Source organism: Roseobacter sp. MH60115, from assembly GCF_015644665.1.
GTDB lineage: Bacteria > Pseudomonadota > Alphaproteobacteria > Rhodobacterales > Rhodobacteraceae > Roseobacter.
In genome coordinates, this window is record NZ_JADOBQ010000003.1 from 299878 (window position 1) to 317155 (window position 17278).

General features: G+C 63.2%; 17 protein-coding genes. 12 read left to right on the forward strand and 5 right to left on the reverse strand.

Annotated features, from left to right (window positions below; genetic code table 11):
- Entirely contained in the window at nucleotides 1–741 is a 741-nt protein-coding gene (locus tag ISX84_RS11870; RefSeq protein WP_195820580.1) for an SDR family oxidoreductase, read from the forward strand.
- A complete protein-coding gene (locus ISX84_RS11875) occupies nucleotides 731–1168 on the forward strand; it encodes a hypothetical protein (protein ID WP_195820581.1) in 438 nt (145 codons plus the stop codon). The genes ISX84_RS11870 and ISX84_RS11875 overlap by 11 nt, the downstream gene beginning before the upstream one ends.
- 1 nt (nucleotide 1169) lies before the next feature.
- On the opposite strand, the gene ISX84_RS11880 is transcribed toward ISX84_RS11875, so the two are convergent.
- A complete protein-coding gene (locus ISX84_RS11880; RefSeq protein ID WP_195820582.1) occupies nucleotides 1170–1832 on the reverse strand; it encodes a transglycosylase SLT domain-containing protein in 663 nt (220 codons plus the stop codon).
- A gap of 365 nt (nucleotides 1833–2197) precedes the next feature.
- On the opposite strand from ISX84_RS11880, the gene ISX84_RS11885 reads away from it, so the two are divergent.
- The 4 genes from ISX84_RS11885 to ISX84_RS11900 all read left to right on the forward strand — a co-directional run bounded on the left by ISX84_RS11885 (nucleotide 2198) and on the right by ISX84_RS11900 (nucleotide 6034).
- Nucleotides 2198–3337 (forward strand): hypothetical protein, encoded by a 1140-nt coding sequence (locus tag ISX84_RS11885; protein ID WP_229884275.1) that lies wholly within the window; start codon nucleotides 2198–2200, stop codon nucleotides 3335–3337.
- 20 nt (nucleotides 3338–3357) lie between these two features.
- Complete coding sequence (locus ISX84_RS11890; protein WP_195820583.1) at nucleotides 3358–3843, forward strand: hypothetical protein; 486 nt, start codon at nucleotides 3358–3360, stop codon at nucleotides 3841–3843.
- An 84-nt stretch (nucleotides 3844–3927) separates the two neighbouring features.
- Nucleotides 3928–5439, forward strand: coding sequence for an Asp-tRNA(Asn)/Glu-tRNA(Gln) amidotransferase subunit GatB (gene gatB, locus ISX84_RS11895; RefSeq protein ID WP_195820584.1), 1512 nt, complete (start codon nucleotides 3928–3930; stop codon nucleotides 5437–5439).
- A 136-nt stretch (nucleotides 5440–5575) separates the two neighbouring features.
- Nucleotides 5576–6034: a DUF4177 domain-containing protein gene (locus ISX84_RS11900; protein WP_195820585.1), complete on the forward strand. Its 459-nt coding sequence runs from the start codon at nucleotides 5576–5578 to the stop codon at nucleotides 6032–6034.
- A 9-nt stretch (nucleotides 6035–6043) separates the two neighbouring features.
- Here the strand turns inward: ISX84_RS11900 and ISX84_RS11905 are convergent, their stop codons facing one another.
- Nucleotides 6044–6301, reverse strand: a complete 258-nt coding sequence (locus ISX84_RS11905) for a BolA family protein (protein WP_195820586.1) — start codon at nucleotides 6299–6301, stop codon at nucleotides 6044–6046.
- Between the two features lie 74 nt (nucleotides 6302–6375).
- Here ISX84_RS11905 and ISX84_RS11910 point away from each other — a divergent pair, with 74 nt between their 5' ends.
- From ISX84_RS11910 to ISX84_RS11935, 6 genes are all read left to right on the forward strand, one after another.
- A complete protein-coding gene (locus ISX84_RS11910; RefSeq protein WP_195820587.1) occupies nucleotides 6376–7002 on the forward strand; it encodes a J domain-containing protein in 627 nt (208 codons plus the stop codon).
- Between the two features lie 124 nt (nucleotides 7003–7126).
- Complete coding sequence (gene cobS, locus ISX84_RS11915) at nucleotides 7127–8113, forward strand: cobaltochelatase subunit CobS (protein WP_195820588.1); 987 nt, start codon at nucleotides 7127–7129, stop codon at nucleotides 8111–8113.
- 22 nt (nucleotides 8114–8135) lie between these two features.
- On the forward strand, nucleotides 8136–8843 hold the full coding sequence (locus ISX84_RS11920; RefSeq protein ID WP_195820589.1) for an aspartate/glutamate racemase family protein: 708 nt from the start codon (nucleotides 8136–8138) through the stop codon (nucleotides 8841–8843).
- The gene (cobT, locus tag ISX84_RS11925) at nucleotides 8840–10717 is read left to right on the forward strand and encodes a cobaltochelatase subunit CobT (protein WP_195820590.1); all 1878 of its coding nucleotides are present in this window, start codon (nucleotides 8840–8842) and stop codon (nucleotides 10715–10717) included. The genes ISX84_RS11920 and cobT overlap by 4 nt, the downstream gene beginning before the upstream one ends.
- A 48-nt stretch (nucleotides 10718–10765) precedes the next feature.
- Entirely contained in the window at nucleotides 10766–12556 is a 1791-nt protein-coding gene (locus ISX84_RS11930; protein WP_195820591.1) for an aminopeptidase P family protein, read from the forward strand.
- Between the two features lie 75 nt (nucleotides 12557–12631).
- Nucleotides 12632–12976 (forward strand): DUF427 domain-containing protein, encoded by a 345-nt coding sequence (locus ISX84_RS11935; RefSeq protein WP_195820592.1) that lies wholly within the window; start codon nucleotides 12632–12634, stop codon nucleotides 12974–12976.
- Here the strand turns inward: ISX84_RS11935 and ISX84_RS11940 are convergent, their stop codons facing one another.
- The 3 genes from ISX84_RS11940 to ISX84_RS11950 form a co-directional block, all read right to left on the reverse strand.
- On the reverse strand, nucleotides 12977–14656 hold the full coding sequence (locus ISX84_RS11940) for a chloride channel protein (protein ID WP_195820593.1): 1680 nt from the start codon (nucleotides 14654–14656) through the stop codon (nucleotides 12977–12979). It lies immediately after the preceding gene.
- A 66-nt stretch (nucleotides 14657–14722) separates the two neighbouring features.
- Entirely contained in the window at nucleotides 14723–16372 is a 1650-nt protein-coding gene (recN, locus tag ISX84_RS11945; protein WP_195820594.1) for a DNA repair protein RecN, read from the reverse strand.
- A gap of 29 nt (nucleotides 16373–16401) precedes the next feature.
- Nucleotides 16402–17271 (reverse strand): outer membrane protein assembly factor BamD, encoded by an 870-nt coding sequence (locus ISX84_RS11950; protein WP_195820595.1) that lies wholly within the window; start codon nucleotides 17269–17271, stop codon nucleotides 16402–16404.
- Nucleotides 17272–17278 lie beyond the last annotated feature (7 nt).

Genomic DNA, 17278 nt, shown 5'->3' on the forward strand with positions numbered 1-17278 from the left:
ATGAAACCTGTCCTGCTCATCACCGGTGGCTCTGCCGGCATCGGCGCTGCCTGCGCACGTATTGCTGCTGAAAAAGGCTATGATCTGGCGCTGAACTTCCGCACCGATACCACCGGGGCCGACGCCGTCGCCGCAGAGTGCCGCGCGGCAGGTGCCAAGGTCATTCTGTGCCCGGGTGACGTGTCCGACCCCGAGGCCATCGCGGCTGTCTATGCCAAGGTTGATGCCGAATTCGGTCGTCTCGACGCGCTGATCAACAACGCCGGTGTGGTCGATCAGACGGCCAAGCTGACCGACATGGATCACGCCCGGCTGAGACGGATGTTCGACATCAATGTGATCGGCGCGATGCTGGTCGCCAAGGAGGCGGTGCTGCGGATGCAGGCGCAGGGCGACGGCGGTGTGATCGTGAACATCTCCTCCGCCGCCGCACGTCTGGGGTCGGGCAACCAATATGTGGATTACGCCGCCTCCAAGGCCGCAATTGACTGCTTTACCAAAGGCTTGTCGGACGAAGTTGCCGCAGACAACATCCGCGTCATGGCCATCCGCCCCGGGTTGATCGAAACGGAACTGCACGCCAAGGGCGGCGAGCCGGGCCGCGCGGACCGGCTGGCGCATATGGTGCCGATGAAGCGCAAGGGCTCCGCCGAAGAAGTGGCCCAGGCAGCCGTCTGGCTGCTCACGGATGAGGCCAGCTATGTGACCGGATCGACGCTGGACGTCACGGGTGGCCGCTGAGCCGTTCAGCTACCAACGCCAGGGCCGCAATCGGGCAACGCTCTGGGCGGTTCTTGGGGTCTGGACCGTTTTGCTGCTCGCCATCCTCTGGATCGAGGCCGCGCCCTGGCTGATGGGGATCGTGGCGCTTTTTACCCTGCCCGCGCTCTGGGAGCTTTACGCCAACCCCGCCGCCGGGCTGACCATGGACACGGAGGGCATCTACTGGTCCACCGGCAGGCGAGAGGCCGCGCTGCGCTGGTCAGAAGTGGATCACATGCGGCTCAACACCCGTCTCGATTTTTCGGTCCGGGCAACGGCGGTACTGACCTCGGGGCGCAAAATCCGCCTGCCTTATGAATGCACGCCACCTCACCAGCGTTTCGAGGACGCGCTGCACAGGCTAGGCATCCGAACCGAACGGCACCATTTTTCGCTGATCGGCTGACCTAGCGGTCTTCTCCGCGGGTTTGACGGGTTCTTCGGCGCTCGGCCCGAACCGGTTGTGGCGGCGCGGCACAATAGGGCTGCTCCTTGACCCAGGCGGCGATGTCGCGGCGTTTGGACGGCACCCGCATCGGGCCCCAATCAGCGGCCACGCCGCGCCATTTGGTGTCCCGACCCGCGATCACCCCGTCGCGCGGCACCGTCACCGCCATGATGCGGATGGCGCAGCTGAGATTGTCACCGCCATCCTTCAGCGCCTCGCCACTGCCTGCACGACACTCATAGCCGCGCGCAGTCGCCGGCGCGATCTGCAACAGCCCGTACCACTTGCCGCCGCCCCCCACGGCCCAGGGTTTGTAGGTGCTTTCATGTTTCGCAAGCGCCGACATGAACCCGACCCAGAAAGCCTCGCGCCCGGGGATGCCCGCCATTTCATAGTAGGGGCACCAGTCGGCGATGTCCGCAGGCACCATATTCACCAGCGGCTGGCCGTGGCTTTGCAAAGCGCGCAGGGCGGCGGCATTCCACAGGCTGTGGTTTTCCATATGGCTCCACCGCATGCGCGGCAGGGGCTCGCGCGGCTCTGCTGCCGGGGCGGCCTGTGCAAAGACCGGGCTCATCGGCAGGGACATCAGGCCCGCGACAAAGGTCAGAATGAGTTTCATTCCGTCTCTATGCGACGAGATCGGCCCGGGGTGCAAGCGTTCCGCTTGTGCACAATCGAAGCCGGTCGCAATTCCGCTCACCCCAGCGGGAGGCGGGCGAAATCATCGTTACCAGATGATGAACAACGGCAGCCCATTGTCCCTGCTGGCGGGTGCAATCAACGAGATATCTCCGTGCCGCTGCCATGTTTCAGCCCCAATGCCCCGGCATCCTTTCCTCTGTACCAAGTTGGAAATGTTAAATGTCTTTGTTGTCTCACTACGCCAAAGCCGCTTTGGCCCGTTTGCGTCGACTTCCGCCAGGATCTGCGGATCGGTCGGTCCCTGCGGGACGACCGCGATCTGCCCAACCGGAAAGCGCTCTCATGATCGCCTGTCCGAACCCCACCGAAGAGGAAAACGCCCGCGACAGCCATCAGCTGCGCGGCCAGTTTCTGGCCCGTCAGGACCGGTGGATGGAATTGGCCGACGACATTCGCACTGCGGAAACCGAGCGGCGCGCGACCCCCGGGGCCATGCCGGTGGCCGATCTGCTGAGCTTTGGCGCCCGGGCGGATGTGGTGCTGGCGGTGGAGCATGCGCTCTTTGACGGGCGGCCTGCGCAGAGCGCTCCTTTGCTGAGCGGCATCGAAGCGCTGGAGAGCATGCTCAAAGAGGCCGACAACGACATGATCCTCTGCACGATTGTGGCCCAGGCCCATATGGACATCGCCTGGGCGTGGCGCGGCACCGGGTGGGACAGCCAGTTGCCACAGCGCAACCGCGACGCTTTCAGGGCACATTTCGACCGCGCACGCGACATCCTGATGCCCTTTGATGTGCGCGAGATCGAATCCCCCGCGCTGGCCACGGCGAAATCCGCGCTGCACGGTGCGGGGCGCAGCACCACGGATGATCTGGTGCGCGACTGTGAACGGTTGATCGACCTGGATCCGCGCAACCCCGGCTCCATGCGTGCCCTTGGCAACTATCTCAGCCCGCGCTGGTTCGGCACCCACGCCCGGCTCGAACTGGAAGCGCGCCGCACCGCGGCCCGGACCCAGTCAACCTGGGGCGCAGGGGGCTATACCTGGGTCATGTTCGATGCGCTGTCGGGCGACGATACGGCCTGTGCAGAGCTCGATCTGGAGTTTTTCATCGAAGGGCTGCACGACATTCTGGACCGCAAGCCGCATCAATATACGGTCAACCTGCTTGCCGCCTATTGCGCCAACACCATCGGCAGCAATTTCACCGGTTCCGATCCCGCCGACCAGGCGCGCTCGCAAATCGCCGCCTGCGCGGACTGGATCGTGCGCGAGCACATGACCGAATTGCACCCGCTGACCTGGGCCCATGCCGCAGCCGGGTTCAACAACAATCTGCGGGTGCATTCCCCGCGCGGTTTTGCCGCTGCAGGTCGCGCCGAGGCTTTGCGCATCATCGCGGATCTCTTTCGCCGCGAGATTGCGCAGGGCAATCGCGTCGTGTTCACCGCAAATGGTCCCGTGACAGAACCTGCTTGATCCGGAGGAGAGAAAACATCATGGGCACGATACCCGCAGACGCCACCCATTGGGACAGCGGAGACTGGATCGACTGGCATCGCCATGTCGCGGCGCCGCCGAGTGATGTGTGCGCTGCGCCTTCCGAAGACACCACCGCCCGGCTGCACATGCTGCACATGCGCCTGCTCCAATCCGCGCGGGCCTACTTCGAGCTGACGGGCACCCATCTGCCGGTGTACGACGGCATCGCACGGCTGCATGCAGCCATCGCCTTTGACCTGCCACTGCAGGGGCCGCTCTGCTGCGATGGCAGCGCCGACCCGGCACAGGTGATCGCCCTCGTGCCGCACGGGCCCCATAACATCGTCAGCGTTGACCTCTCCGCCCCGTTCTGTTGCCTGATTGTCGTACGGATCAAGGACAACTTTACCAGCGAAGCCCGCATACTGTCGCACCACGCCCTGCCTGAGAGCGGCGAAGGCAGCATTGACCTCTGCTGGCGCGACCTGCCGCGCCCCCGCTGACAGCATCGAACCGGGGGCTTGCAGCACTGCGCATGCTGGCCTAAACCCGGTCCGGTACCGAGACCTGCCGCATGAGGGACCACGATGCTGGATCTGACCTACGACACCCCCAAACCAAAAGTCATTTCCGGCGCGAAACACGACTGGGAACTGGTCATCGGCATGGAGGTGCACGCGCAGGTCACGTCCAAGGCGAAACTCTTTTCCGCTGCCTCCACCAGGTTCGGGGCGGAGCCCAACAGCAATGTGTCCTTCGTCGATGCGGCCATGCCGGGTATGCTGCCCACGATCAATGAATATTGCGTCGAACAGGCGGTGCGCACCGGGCTGGGGCTGAAGGCGGAGATCCATCTGGAGAGCGCCTTCGACCGCAAGAACTACTTCTACCCCGACCTGCCGCAGGGTTATCAGATTTCGCAGCTCTACCACCCCATCGTGGGCGAAGGAGAGGTGCTGGTGGAAATGGGCGACGGCACCGCACGGCTGGTCCGCGTGGAACGCATCCACTTGGAACAGGACGCAGGCAAATCGATCCACGACATGGACCCCAATATGTCCTTTGTTGACCTCAACCGCACGGGCGTGGCGCTGATGGAAATCGTCAGCCGCCCCGACATCCGGGGCCCCGAAGAGGCCGCCGCCTACCTGGGCAAGCTGCGTCAGATCCTGCGCTATCTCGGCACCTGCAACGGTGACATGCAATCAGGGGCGATGCGCGCGGATGTGAACGTGTCGATCTGCCTGCCCGGTCAGTATGAAAAATATCAGGCGACGCAGGATTTCTCACACCTTGGCACCCGCTGCGAGATCAAGAACATGAACTCCATGCGCTTCATCCAGCAGGCCATCGAAATCGAAGCCAAGCGCCAGATTTCCATCGTCGAAGCGGGCGGCGAAGTCGATCAGGAAACGCGGCTGTTTGACCCCGACAAGATGGAAACACGCTCCATGCGGTCCAAGGAAGAGGCGCATGACTACCGCTATTTCCCGGACCCCGACCTGCTGCCTCTGGTGATCGAACAGGCCTGGGTCGATGAGATCGGCGCAAATCTGCCGGAACTGCCGGACGCCAAGAAGGCGCGGTTCATCGGCGACTTCGGCCTCTCAGACTATGACGCGTCGGTGCTGACCGCTGATCTCGATTCCGCGGGCTATTTTGAGGCTGTGGCCGCAGGCCGTGACGGCAAGATGGCCGCCAACTGGGTGATCAATGAGCTGTTCGGGCGCCTCAAGAAGGACGACAAGGACATCACCGACAGCCCCGTGAGCCCCGCGCAACTGGGCGGCGTGATCGACCTCATCGCGTCCGACGCGATTTCGGGTAAAATCGCCAAGGATCTCTTTGAAATCGTCTACACCGAGGGCGGCGACCCGGCCGAGATCGTCGAGGCGCGTGGCATGAAGCAGGTGACCGACACCGGTGCCATCGAGGCCGCCGTGGACGAAATCATCGCGGCCAACCCCGACCAGGTTGCCAAGGCGCAGGAAAATCCCAAGCTGGCCGGCTGGTTCGTGGGACAGGTGATGAAAGCCACGGGCGGCAAGGCCAATCCCAAGGCCGTCAACCAATTGGTGGCGCAGAAACTGAAGGGCTGATCGCGACCGACAAACTGCGCGAAGGCAACGCAATACACTTGAAAATCTACGGTAACATGGGTGCCCCGCCGACAATCAATTGGCGGCGATGCACCGACTTGATATAAAACAGATCACAACGCGGGAGACCGGCCAAATGCCACAGTATCAGTACCGGGTGATCAGCGCCCCAAACCGGGGCGTGAAGGCCAAGGGGATCAAATCTGCGGAGGACCGGTTTTCCCATGCGCTGGAAGAGGTGATGAACCAGATGGCCGCCGACGGCTGGGAGTATCAGCGCGCTGAAACCCTGCCCTCGGTTGAACGCTCCGGCCTGGCCTCGACCACCACAAACTGGCGCAACGTGCTGGTCTTCCGCAAACCGCTGGAAGAGGCGTTACCCGCCCCCGCCAGCACCGTCATGCCGATCTCGGAAGAGCGCACCGAACCGCCACTCGCTACGCCTCAGACACCTCAAGACGACGCCTCGCAAAGTGCGGGCGCCAGCCGGATGCTCAGCGACAATGGCGTTGAGGAAGCCAGTGAAGTCTCTGGCATGACCAGCTCTCTGAAAAAACTGGCAGCCGTCAGAAAAGAAGAAAAATCAGACAGCTGACCGGCGGGCTTAAACATCTGCGTCAATCGCCAGGGCGTGGATTTCCGAAATCAGCTGCGGCCCGAGCGCTGCGTGGATCGCCCGGTGGCGCGCCACCCGGGTCATGCCCTTGAACTGGCGCGCCCGGATCGCCACGTTGAAATGGCTTTCACCGCCCTCCGGGTAACCGGCATGGCCGCGATGGCTTTCGCTGTCATCGACAACTTCCAACATGTGGGGCGCAAAAGCTTCGCGCAACCGATCTTCAATCTCTTGTCGTTTCGACATTTTTTTGCCCAGACCCCTTCACTCTTTCCGTGTGCAGTCTAAACTAAGCGGCCTCGACTCGTATAGGTGCCAATATGCCAAAACAAGATCCCTTTGGATTCGATATGTCCGTCTCTTCTTCCAAGAAGAAAAACCCACGTGGTCGGCGTGGCATGTCCGGTGCCTCCGAGACCTCGACACGCGTTTGCGATCACGAGGGATGCAACGAACCGGGCAAGTATCGCGCACCAAAAGCGCCGGACGTTCTGGATGATTTCTTCTGGTTCTGTCAGGCGCATGTGCGCGAGTATAACCTGAAGTGGAACTTCTTTGACGGCACCACCGAGGCAGAGCTCAACGCCCAGATGTCAAAGGATAAAGTCTGGGAGCGGGCAACCAAACCGCTGGGCGACCCGGAGGCGCGCGCCTGGGCGCGGCTGGGCATCGAAGACCCGCATCAGGTGTTGGGCGCGAATGCCACGCAGAACCCGGGACGCGGTGCGCAGGCGGGCCGCCGCCTGCCCCCCACCGAGCGACGGGCGCTTGAAATCCTCGAGGCCAAAGACACTTGGACCAAGCCGGAAGTGCGCAAAGCCTACAAGGCGCTGATCAAGGTCCTGCACCCGGATATGAACGGCGGTGACCGCAGCCAGGAAGAACAGCTTCAGGAAGTTGTCTGGGCCTGGGATCAGATCAAGGGCAGCCGCAACTTCAAGGATTGATGGCACCATCACTTTCGCCCAACTGGACCGCCCCTTCCCCTTGCACCTGCGCAATATATGTTGCACCAGATGATCCGGGCCTGCGCGGCCCGCTTTTCGCATTTTTGTAAAGGGGTATGACCTCATGGCCGACGGCGCACTGGACATCAACACAAAGCCCACCGAAGAGATCCACGTCCGCGACGTCTTTGGCATTGATACGGACATGGTGGTCAAGGGCTTTGCAGACCGCAGCGACCGCGTGCCGGATCTGGACACGACCTATAAGTTCGACCCCGACACGACGCTGGCGATCCTGGCAGGTTTTGCGCATAACCGCCGCGTGATGATCCAGGGCTACCACGGCACGGGTAAGTCCACGCATATCGAACAGGTTGCCGCGCGCCTCAACTGGCCCGCCGTTCGGGTGAACCTCGACAGCCACATCAGCCGGATCGACCTGATCGGTAAGGATGCGATCAAGTTGAAAGACGGCAAGCAAGTCACTGATTTTCAGGAAGGTATCCTCCCTTGGGCTCTGCGCAATCCGACCGCGATTGTCTTTGACGAATATGATGCGGGCCGGGCGGATGTGATGTTCGTGATCCAGCGGGTGCTGGAGGTGGACGGCAAGCTGACGCTGCTTGACCAGAACCAGGTGATCACCCCTCATCCCTTCTTCCGCATCTTTGCAACGGCCAACACCGTGGGCCTTGGGGATACTACCGGCCTCTATCACGGTACCCAGCAGATCAACCAGGGTCAGATGGACCGCTGGTCACTGGTCGCGACGCTGAACTATCTCAGCATCGATGCCGAAACCGCGATTGTTCTCAGCAAGAACCCGCATTACAACACCGAAAAGGGCCGCAAGATCGTCAAGCAGATGGTCACCGTGGCGGACCTGACGCGCACCGCCTTCATGAACGGCGATCTGTCGACCGTGATGTCGCCGCGGACGGTGATTGCCTGGGCGCAGAACGCTGAAATTTTCCGCAATGTGGGCTATGCGTTCCGCCTCAGCTTCCTCAACAAATGTGACGAGCTGGAGCGGCAAACCGTCGCGGAATTCTACCAGCGGCTCTTTGACGAAGAGCTGCCGGAGAGCGCGGCCAGCGTCAGTCTGGGGTGATCTGCATGCGGGGATCAGAACCATGCACCTGGGGCTGATCGGAGGCATCGGCCCCGCCGCGACCGTCGTTTATTACCAACGGCTGACCTCCCTTGTGCGATCTAGGGGGCATCGGCTGGAGCTGACGATTGTACATGCGGATGTGGATGAATTGGTTCGCAACAACCTTGGCGATCTGCGGCAGGAACAGGCACAGGCCTATGCGCGACTGATTGATCAGTTGAAGGCGGCGGGCGCCGATTGTGCGGCGATCACCTCTTTGGGCGGGCATTTCTGTTTCGCCGAGACCGAAGCCCTCTCCTCCCTGCCTCTGATCAGCGGCGTGACCCCTCTTGATGCTTATTTTGCAGAGCAAGGTGTCAAGAGGATTGGGCTTTTGGGCACCGAAGTTGTCATGCGCACCAAGCTCTACGGGCAGTTGAGCCGGACACACGCCGTGGCGCCCGACGGCAACATGGAAGAGGTCGGCACCGCCTACCGGAACATGGCCGTGCGCGGCGACTGCGCCGAAGAGGATCGCGCGCTGTTCTTCGAGGCCGGGCGCCGGATGGTTGCGGATCAGGGTGCCGATGCCGTGGTTCTGGCCGGGACGGATCTGAACCTTGCATTTGACGGGCACGATCCGGGGTATAAAGTGATTGATGCGCTGGATGTGCATGTTGCGCTCCTGGCCGATCTGGCCACGGGCAAGGCGGCCCTGCCGCACCCAACGAGAGGCACCCAAGGATGAGCAAACCGTCAGACAATCCGGCAGACGCGTTCAAAAAGGCGCTGTCCGAGGCCACCAAGGTGATGGCGCATGATCCGGAATTGACGGTGTCCTATTCCGTGGACCCGGCAGGCCTGTCGGGGGACGCCATGCGCCTGCCGCAGGTCAGCCGCCGGATGACACGGGACGAGGTGATGCTGGCACGGGGCACGGCGGATGCGCTGGCGCTGAACCGGCGCTATCACAACGGTCAGACCCATGCGAAGTATCAGCCGCAGGGGGACATGGCGCGCGATTTGTACGAAGCGATGGAGACCGCCCGCTGCGAGGCGATGGGCGCGCGCGACATGCCCGGCACGGCGGGCAACATCGATGCCAAGATTGCCCATGAGGCGATGCGCAAGGGCTATGATCAGGTCACGCAGGCAGCGGATGCGCCGCTGGCGACGGCGGCGGGATATCTGATCCGCCATCTTGCGACGGGCCGTGACCTGCCGACGGGTGCGCAGAACGTGATGGAGCTCTGGCGCGGGTTCATCGAGGATCAATGCGGCGGGACGCTGGACAATCTCGATGAGACGCTGAGCGACCAGTCTGCCTTTGCAAAGTTTGCCCGCCAGATGATTTCCGATCTGGGGTATGGCGATCAGCTGGGCGACGATCCCGACCAGATCGACGAGGATCAGGAAGACGAGGCCGAGGAAGGTTCCGAGGACGACAGCGAGCCTGACAGCACCGGACAGGACGATCAGGACGAAGAGGAAGCGGAGGGGTCGCCCGAGCAGAGCCAGGAAGAGCAGCAGGACGCCAGCCAGGCCCAGGTTTCCATGGATGACATGGCCGATCAGGAAATGGGCGACGAGGCGGAGATGCCGGAGGGCGAGGCCCCGATGGAGCCACCTGCCCCGCCCCCTGCCTCGGACGCGGACCCGAATTACCTTGTGTATTTGAACGATCATGATGAAGAGATCGGGGCGGAAGAGCTTGCCGAGCCCGTGGAGCTGGAGCGGCTGCGGGCCTATCTCGATCAGCAGTTGGAGCCCTTGAAAGGCGCCGTGAGCCGATTGGCCAACAAACTCCAGCGCCGTCTGCAAGCGCAACAGAACCGGTCCTGGGAATTCGATCTGGAAGAAGGCATGCTGGATGCCGGGCGGTTGGCGCGGGTGGTGGCCAACCCGACGACGCCCTTGTCCTTCAAGGTCGAGAAGGACACCGAGTTCCGGGATACGGTTGTGACCCTGCTGCTGGACAACTCCGGCTCCATGCGGGGGCGGCCGATTTCGATTGCGGCGATCTGTGCCGATGTGCTGGCGCGCACGCTGGAACGCTGCAACGTGAAGGTCGAAATCCTGGGCTTTACCACGCGGGCGTGGAAAGGCGGACAGGCACGCGAGGCCTGGCTCAACGACGGGCGCCCACAGCAACCGGGGCGGCTCAACGATCTGCGCCACATCATCTATAAATCCGCAGACGCGCCCTGGCGGCGGACAAGGCCCAATCTGGGGCTGATGATGAAAGAGGGGCTGCTGAAAGAGAATATCGACGGTGAGGCGCTGGAATGGGCGCACCGCCGGATGCTGATGCGGCATGAGGCGCGCAAGATCCTGATGGTCATCTCCGATGGCGCGCCGGTGGATGACAGCACCCTGTCGGTGAATCCGGCGAATTATCTAGAGAAACACCTGCGCGATGTGATTGCCATGGTGGAGAAACGCCGGGCGGTGGAATTGCTGGCCATCGGCATCGGGCATGATGTGACGCGGTATTATGATCGCGCCGTCACGATCACGGATGTGGATCAGCTGGCGGGGGCCATGACCGAGCAGTTGGCGGCCCTTTTTGACAGCGATCCCCGGGCGCGGGCGCGTGTTATGGGGATAAAGCGCGCAAGCTGATCCCGGCCCTCCGGGGGGCATATTGATCGGAACAATGAAAGGGTGTCCATGTTTCAGAGCTTTGAAGTCACCGCAAGGCCCGAGCAGGGGCCGCCCCGGCTGAAGGCCCTGAGGGAGATGATTGCAGGCGAGGGGCTCGATGGGTTTCTGGTGCCGCGCGCAGATGCGCATCAGGGCGAATACGTCGCTGCGCGTGATGAGCGGCTGGCCTGGTTGACCGGGTTCACTGGCTCTGCCGGGTTTTGCGCGGCACTGGCGGAGGTGGCCGGGGTGTTCATCGATGGGCGCTACCGGACGCAGGTCAAGGCGCAGGTGGCGGAGGTGTTCACGCCGGTGCCCTGGCCCGAGACGTCGCTGGGTGCGTGGCTACCGGAGCAGCTGCCAGAGGGGGGTTTGGTCGGGTTTGACCCCTGGTTGCACAGCGCCGGGCAGATCGAGATCCTGCGCAAGGCGCTGCAGGATACCGGCGTGGAGATGCGGGCCTGCAACAATCTCGTGGATCGCATCTGGTCGGATCAGCCCGAGGCGCCTTTGGGCGCGGTCAAGGTGCATCCGCTTGAGTTTGCCGGGGAAAGCCATGATCAGAAGCGCGCCCGGCTGGCCGAAGAGCTGCGCGAGGATGGGCATAAGGCGGCGGTGATCACGCTGCCGGATTCGCTGTGCTGGCTGCTCAATGTGCGTGGGTCGGATATTCCACGCAACCCTGTGGCGCAGGGGTTTGCCATCCTGCACGACACGGGCGCGGTGGATTTGTTCATGGCGACAGAGAAGCTCACGGATGTGCGCGACCATCTGGGCCCGGATGTGACGCAGCACGCACCAAGCGATCTGACGGCGGCGGTGGATGCGCTCGACGGGCAGATCCGTGTGGATCGCGGGACCCTGCCCTTTGCGCTGGCGGAAATTCTGGGAGACCGTGCGGTCTTTGACGGGGACCCCTGCGCCCTGCCCAAGGCACGCAAAAATGAGGCCGAGATCGAGGGGGCTGCCGCGGCCCATTTGCGTGATGGTGCGGCGGTGGTGGAACTGCTGGCCTGGCTCGATGCGCACCCCGCCGGCAGTCTGCGCGAAACCCAGGTGGTGACCAAGCTGGAAGGCTTGCGCCGCACGGATAACGCGCTGCAGGACATCAGCTTCGAGACCATCGCCGGCAGTGGACCGAACGGGGCCATCATGCACTACCGCGTGACGGAAGAGACCGACAACGTGCTGGAAGACGGTCAGCTGATCGTGCTGGACAGCGGCGGGCAATATCTGGACGGCACCACGGATATCACGCGGACCATCGCCATTGGTGCCCCGCCTGAGGAGGCCTGCGCGGCTTTCACCCGCGTCCTACAGGGAATGATCGCGATGAGCCGGCTGCGCTGGCCCGTCGGGCTGGCCGGGCGCGATATCGAGGCCATCGGGCGGATGCCCCTTTGGCTTGCCGGGCAGGATTTCGACCATGGGCTTGGCCATGGCGTCGGCGCTTATCTGAGCGTGCATGAGGGGCCACAACGCCTCAGCCGGGTGAGCCATGTGCCCATCGAGGCCGGAATGATCCTGTCGAATGAACCCGGATACTACCGGGAGGGCGCATTCGGCATCCGCATTGAAAACCTGATCGTGGCCCAGGAGGCGCCGGATAAACCCGGCGGCGACAGTCACCGCAAGATGCTGAACTGGCGCACGCTGACCTTTGCCCCGATCGACAGCCGCCTGATCGTCGCTGAGCGGTTGACGTTGGCCGAGCGCGACTGGCTCAACACCTATCACGCTGAGGTTTCAGAAAAAATCGGCCCCCGCCTATCGCCCGCTGCAAAAACGTGGTTGGATGCCGCAACTGCGCCCATCTGACGCCCGCCGCGGCGTCATCGTCCTGTTACAGGCGGCGCGGATAGAGTTTGACGTCAAGAGGGGGAGACGCTGGCCATGGCAGACCATATCACCATACGGAAGGCGGAAGGCACGTGGAGCGTGCGCGCTGGCGGTGCCGTGCTTGGGGAAAGCACCGAGGCGCTGGAACTGGTCGAGGGCGACTACCCGCCCGTGATCTATTTCCCGCGTGGTGATATTGCGATGGCCTTTCTGGACCGGACGGACAAATCCACCCATTGCCCGCATAAGGGGGACGCCAGCTACTATTCCGTTGTGACCAAGAGCACGACGCTCAAGGACGTCGCCTGGTCCTATGAGCAGCCCAAAGACGGCGTGGCGCGGATCAAGGATCACCTGGCGTTTTATGCAAACGGGGATGTGACGGTAGAGCAGATCTGATCAGGAGTGCTCTTCGGCCGCCGTGGCCGCCAGGGCGCGGTTGTAGACCTTGAGCGCGTCCACATGGAAGAGCGCACCCTGCAACTCCGGCGGCGCAGCATCGGCGCTCAGCGTGACGACGGGGATGAAGCGCACGCCGGTCTCAAAGATGGGCATGGCCGATTCCAGCGTGGCGTTTGTGTCGATATAGACCCCGTCGCCGATCATTTCCCAGCAGGCGTCTTCGCTGGCGGCCCGTTCGTCGTCCATGGGCCGCATCACGCTGCCGACCCGGAACATCGCCAGCAGATAGGCTTGCGGTCCCGCTGCCAGGTGGATGCCGCGGCGTTCCAATTGCGTCAGGAAGAAACTGCGGTCGACCAGACGCGAGGCGAGCGCGGTGGACATCGAGACGGCCACCATCACCGCAAGCCCGGTCTGCCAGTCGCCGGTCAGTTCGAACACGATCAGCGTGGTGGAGATCGGTGCACCGAGCACGGCGGCGGCAACAGCCCCCATGCCGGTCAGCGCGTAGAGGGCGAGCGAGCTGGAGACATCCGGAAAGACGCTGGTGGCGATGAGGCCAAAGCTGAGACCTGAAAGCGCGCCGACCATGAGCGAGGGGGAGAAAACCCCGCCGCCCATACGCCCCGCCATGGTGATGGCCACGGCAACGGTCTTGAGGACCGCGAAAACGATAGCGTTCCAGAGAGCGAGCTGGCCGGTCAGCGCCAGCGAGGTCGTCTCATATCCAACACCGATGATATGCGGGTAGAAGATCGCGATCCCGCCCAGCATGGCCCCCGCCACTGCCGGGCGCAGCCACCCCGGCAATCCGGTCTTGCGCTGCACCTTCGTGCCGAAATCCTCGGCCCAGAAAATCGCTTTCATGAAAGCAACGGCAATCAGCCCGCAGACCAGGCCCAGCATCAGATAGGCGGGCATCTCCTGATAGAACTGTACGGCACCGGTGGTGGAGAGGGCGAATTCGGTCACCCCGCCAAATTCCAGCCGGTTGATGATCGTGCCCGCCGCACTGGCAATCACGATGGGGGCAAAGGCGTGCACGGCAAAGTGGCGCAGCACCACTTCAAGCGCAAAGAGCGCCCCGGCAATGGGCGCATTGAAGCTGGCGGAGACGGCAGCGGCCACGGCACAGCCCAAAAGATCGCGCCCGGTGATCCCATCTGCGTGGATGCGCCGGTTGACCCAGGTGGAGATCACTGCCGCGAGGTGCACCACCGGGCCTTCCCGGCCCGTCGATCCCCCGGTGCCCAGCGTGATCATCGAGGCCAGCGCCGAGGCCAGCCCCGCGCGGGTTTCCACACGGCCATCATGCATCGCGGCCCCGTGGATCACATCTGCCACCGACCGCGCCCGACCATCCTTGGTAAAGATGTGCAGGATCACCCCCACCACCAACCCGCCGCAAATCGGGATGATCAGCACCAGATACCACGGCAGGGATTCCGCGAAGCTGTGCAGCAGGCGGACATCCTCGGTGCCATAGAGATAAGTTTGCAAGGCGTTGACGCCCTTGCGGAAAAACAGCGCCGCAAACCCTGCAGCGATCCCGATGATCAGCGCGATAAACCAGAACTGGATTTGCGTGGGTCCCCGGTGACGCAGCAACCGCCACCCATCCCGGCAGCTGGTCAGCGCTACGTCGAGCTGCTGGGATAAAATGGATCGCTTGGACATCACTTCGTACTCTGGCTACATCCTGTCTAGGCCAAGCCGCCGATGGGGGGAAGCCTTTTGCCTCCTCTATCCCGCGAGGAGGGCGCGCGCAGCCCCCCGTGCCTCTTCCGTGATCGTATCGCCCGAGAGCATGCGTGCGATTTCATCGATCCGGTCCGGCGTGGGCAGCGGTGTCACCGTCGAAGTCGTCATCCCGCCCGACACCCGTTTTTCCACCCGCCAGTGATGTGCGCCCAGGGCCGCAACCTGCGGCGAATGCGTCACCACCAGCACCTGACCGTCGCTGGCCAGCGCCGCCAACCTGCGCCCGACGGCGTCTGCCGTGGCCCCGCCGACGCCGCGGTCGATTTCGTCAAAGATCATCGTCAGGCCGGTCTGGCCCTTGGTCAGACAGACCTTGAGGGCCAAGAGAAAGCGGCTGAGCTCTCCCCCCGAAGCGATCTTGTTGAGCGGCCCGGAGGGCGCGCCGGGGTTGGTTGCCACGGTAAAGGCCACGGCATCGACCCCTTCGGGTCCCGGTGTGTCCCCGGAGATCTGCGTCTCGAAAACGGCCCGCTCCATCTTGAGCGGCGCCAGCTCCGCGCTGACGGCCTTGTCCAGCTTTTTGGCCGCCCGGCGGCGCGCCTCGGTCAGACCTGCCGCTGCGGATGCATAGCGCGCTTCTGCTGCCTCGCATTGTTGGCGCAGCGTCGCCAGATCGGCATCACCGGCATCGAGGGCCGTAAGCTTGTCCCGCAGGGTGCCCGCAAAACCGGCCAAATCATCGGGGAGAACGTCGTGCTTGCGGGCCAACGCGCGGATGGCAAAGAGACGCTCCTCGGTATCCTCAAGCTCCGTCGGATCAAAGGACAGCCCGTCAATGGCGGCGACAATCCCGTCCATCGCCTCGTCCAATTCCACCAGGGCGCGCGACAGGGAGGCCATTGGGGCCTCCAGCGCGCCCTCCGCCTGCTCAGCCGCCCCATCGAGCCAGCGCAAGGCGTCGCCCAGGGCGGCTTCGGCCCCCTGCTGGCCCAAAATTTCATGGGCGCGGATCACATCACTGCGGATTTTCTCGGCGTTCTGCATGCTCCGCCGGCGGACGTCCAATAGGGCCTCTTCCCCCGGCTCCGGCGACAGGGCATCAAGCTCGGCCACCGCATGACGCAGGAACTCTTCCTCGTCGCGGATGGCCGCCATGGCTGCTTCCGCCGCCGCCAGCGCCTTTGCCGCCTTACCCTTGGCACTCCACGCCGCGCGACATTTTGTGATGGCCGCTTCCAGCCCGGCAAAGCTGTCGAGGATCAACCGATGCCCCCGCGGGTTCAGCAGCCCCCGATCGTCATGCTGGCCATGCAGTTCCACCAACGTATCCGAGAGTTGACGCAACACATCACCCGAGCAGCGCCGGTCATTGACCCAGGCCGTCTTGCGCCCCTCCGAGGTATTGATCCGGCGCAGGATCAACTCATCTCCCCCCGGCAATCCCGCCTCCTCCAGCAAAGCATGGGCGGGGTGGTCGTCAGGCAAATCGAACCAGGCCGTCACCTCGCCCTGCGCCGCCCCCTGCCTGACCAGATCGGCACGCCCGCGCCAGCCCAGCACAAAGCCTAAGGAATCCAGCAGGATCGACTTGCCCGCCCCGGTCTCGCCCGTCAGCACGTTCAGACCCGGCTGGAAACTCAGTTCCAGCCGGTCGATGATCAACATGTCGGAGATATCAAGCCCGCGCAGCATATATCGCCCCGCTTGTCATGGCTGTCGGATCAGAGCCATTCGCCCTTCACCGTCTGGCGGTAGACCTGCCGCAGCCAGCTGTCACCAGCAGCCTCCAGCGTCAGCCCCTGCCCGGTCAGCAGCGCAAAACTATCCTCATACCAATCGGTGGAGCGATAGTTGAAGCCCAGGATGGCGCCCGCTGTCTGCGCCTCATCGGTCAGGCCCAGCGACAGATAGGCTTCGACCAACCGGTGCAGGGCTTCGGGCGTGTGGGTGGTGGTCTGGAAATCCTCAACCACGACACGGAAGCGGTTTATTGCCGCCGTGTAATGATTCCGGCGCAGATAGTAGCGCCCGATTTCCATTTCCTTGGCCGCCAGATGGTCAAAGGCGAGGTCGAATTTCAAAATGGCAGAGCGCGCGTAGTCACTGTCCGGGTAGCGCTCAATCACTTCGCGCAACGCCTGCAGGGCCTGAAACGTCAGCCCCTGATCGCGCCCGACCTCGTCGATCTGGTCATAGTAGCTGAGCGCCAAGAGATACTGCGCATAGGCCGCATCATCATCCTCGGGGTAGAAATCAATGAACCGCTGGGCCGCGGACCGGCTGTTGGGGTAGTCCTGATCGCGGTGATAGGAAAACGCCTGCATGATCAGCGCGCGCCGGGCCCAGTCGGAATAGGGGTAAAGCCGTTCGATTTCGGCAAAGTAGAAGGCCGCATCCTCGGGTCTGCTGCGGTTCAGCTCAAATTCGCCGCGTTCGAAAATCTGCTCGGGCGAATAGGTCTCCAGCGGAATTTCTTCGGGGTTAAAGAAGTTGCCACCGGTGCGCCCGGCATTCCCGCCACCACATGCCGCCAGCGTTGCTGCCATCAGCAGTGCCGTGATTACCCGCTTTCGCGACCCAAGCTTACTCATGCTTTGC